This is a genomic window from Nocardioides sp. (assembly GCF_036374615.1).
Taxonomy (GTDB): domain Bacteria; phylum Actinomycetota; class Actinomycetes; order Propionibacteriales; family Nocardioidaceae; genus Nocardioides.
Map to the genome: position 1 here is coordinate 1 of NZ_DASUTK010000022.1, position 2,069 is coordinate 2,069.

At 72.9% G+C, this 2,069-nt stretch carries 3 protein-coding genes; all 3 read left to right on the top strand.

Annotated elements, in window-relative coordinates; genetic code table 11:
- Window positions 1–511: DUF6350 family protein (locus VFZ39_RS01425; protein WP_330863936.1), on the top strand; the 511-nt coding region annotated here is incomplete at its 5' end.
- A 10-nt stretch (window positions 512–521) separates the two neighbouring features.
- Window positions 522–1,115, top strand: a complete 594-nt coding sequence (gene purN / locus VFZ39_RS01430; protein WP_330863937.1) for a phosphoribosylglycinamide formyltransferase — start codon at window positions 522–524, stop codon at window positions 1,113–1,115.
- A gap of 6 nt (window positions 1,116–1,121) precedes the next feature.
- Window positions 1,122–2,069 (top strand): bifunctional phosphoribosylaminoimidazolecarboxamide formyltransferase/IMP cyclohydrolase (gene purH / locus VFZ39_RS01435; RefSeq protein WP_330863938.1); only part of this gene is annotated, 948 nt, incomplete at its 3' end.

The following is a 2,069-nucleotide window of genomic DNA, read 5'->3' on the forward strand; positions in this document are numbered from 1 at the left end:
GGGCGAGATGGCCCTCTTCGCCGTGCTCGCGCTGCTGGTGCTGCCCAACGCGACGCTGTTCGCAGCGGCGTACCTGCTCGGCCCCGGCTTCACCGTCGGAGCCCAGACCCTCGTGTCACCCACGCTCGTGGTGACCGGAGCACTCCCCGCGTTTCCGCTGCTGGCCGCGCTTCCCGACAGTGGACCGGTGCCGGGGTGGGCTCCGGGGCTGATCGCGGTGCCGCCGCTGGCCGCGGCCGTCGCCGCGATGCTGGCCCAGCGGCGCCGTCCGACGGTCCGGTGGGAGGAGGGGGCGCTGCGCGGCTGCGCCGGTGGCGTGCTGGCGGGGGTGGTGCTCGGCGCGCTGGCCTCGATCGCAGGTGGCGCTGTCGGCCCCGGTCGGATGAGGTTCGTCGAGCCCTTGGTCTTCGACGTGCTGGTCCACGCGGTCACCGCGCTGGGGATCGGCGGGCTGCTCGGCGGCCTGGCCATGACCTGGTGGCAGCGTCGCACCTTCGAGCGCGCGTCGTAGAGTTCCGGCCGTGCGGCTCGTCGTCCTGGTGTCCGGCTCGGGCACCAACCTCCAGGCGCTGCTCGACGCCTCTGCCGACCCGGCGTACGGCGCGGAGGTGGTCGCGGTCGGGGCCGACCGTGACGGCATCGAAGGCCTGGCCCGCGCGGAACGGGCTGGCGTGCCGACGTTCGTACGACGGGTGAAGGACTACCCCACGCGGGAGGACTGGGACCGCGCGCTGGCCGAGGCCGTCGACGAGCACCGGCCGGACCTGGTCGTCTCTGCGGGGTTCATGAAGCTCGTGGGCGAGCAGTTCCTGGGGCGGTTCCGGATGGTCAACACCCACCCGGCCCTGTGCCCCGCGTTCCCGGGCATCCACGGCGCGGCCGACGCGCTCGCCTACGGCGTCAAGGTCACCGGCGCCACCCTCTTCCTGGTCGACGAGGGCGTCGACACCGGCCCGATCCTGGCGCAGGTCGCTGTTCCGGTCGAGGACGACGACACCGAGGAAACGCTGCACGAGCGGATCAAGGTCAGCGAACGGGCGATGCTGGTCGCCACGGTGGGGCGGATGGCGCGCGAGGGTTGGTCCGTCGAGGGGCGCCGGGTCCGGATAGGCTGATCTCCCGTGTCCACCACCCCCATCGCAGACCGCGTCCCGATCCGTCGCGCCCTGGTCTCGGTCTACGACAAGGCCGGTCTCGACGACCTGGCCCGGGCCCTCCACGACGCGGGCGTGACGCTCGTCTCGACCGGTGGCTCGGCCGCGCTGATCGAAGGATTGGGCATCCCCGTCACCAAGGTCGAGGACCTCACCGGCTTCCCGGAGTGCCTCGACGGACGGGTCAAGACGCTGCACCCCCGGGTGCATGCCGGCATCCTGGCCGACCGGAGGCTCGACTCCCACGTCGACCAGCTGCGCGAGCTGGAGATCGAGCCGTTCGACCTGGTCGTCTCGAACCTCTACCCCTTCACCGAGACCGTCGCCTCGGGCGCCGCACCCGACGAGTGCGTCGAGCAGATCGACATCGGCGGGCCCTCGATGGTGCGCGCCGCGGCGAAGAACCATCCTTCGGTCGCGATCGTCACGTCCCCCGCTCGCTACGGCGACGTGGTCGCCGCCGTGGGCGCCGGCGGTTTCACCCTCGCCCAGCGGAAGCAGCTCGCCGCCGAGGCGTTCGCCCACACCGCGGCGTACGACGTCGCGGTCGCCGGCTGGATGGCGCAGGAGCTCGCGGCTGACCCCGACACCTCGTGGCCCGGCTTCGTCGGCCTGGCACTGGACCGCGCGGCCGTGCTCCGGTACGGCGAGAACCCGCACCAGGAGGCGGCCCTGTACGTCGCCGGTGACCCGGCTGGGTCGCTCGCGACGGCCGAGCAGCTGCACGGCAAGGAGATGTCCTACAACAACTACGTCGACGCCGACGCCGCGCTGCGTGCAGCCGACGAGCAGGGTGACGCGCCGACCGTGGCGATCATCAAGCACGCGAACCCGTGCGGCATCGCCATCGGCGCCGACGCGGCCGAGGCCCACCGCAAGGCGCACGCCTGCGACCCGGTGTCCGCGTTCGGCGGG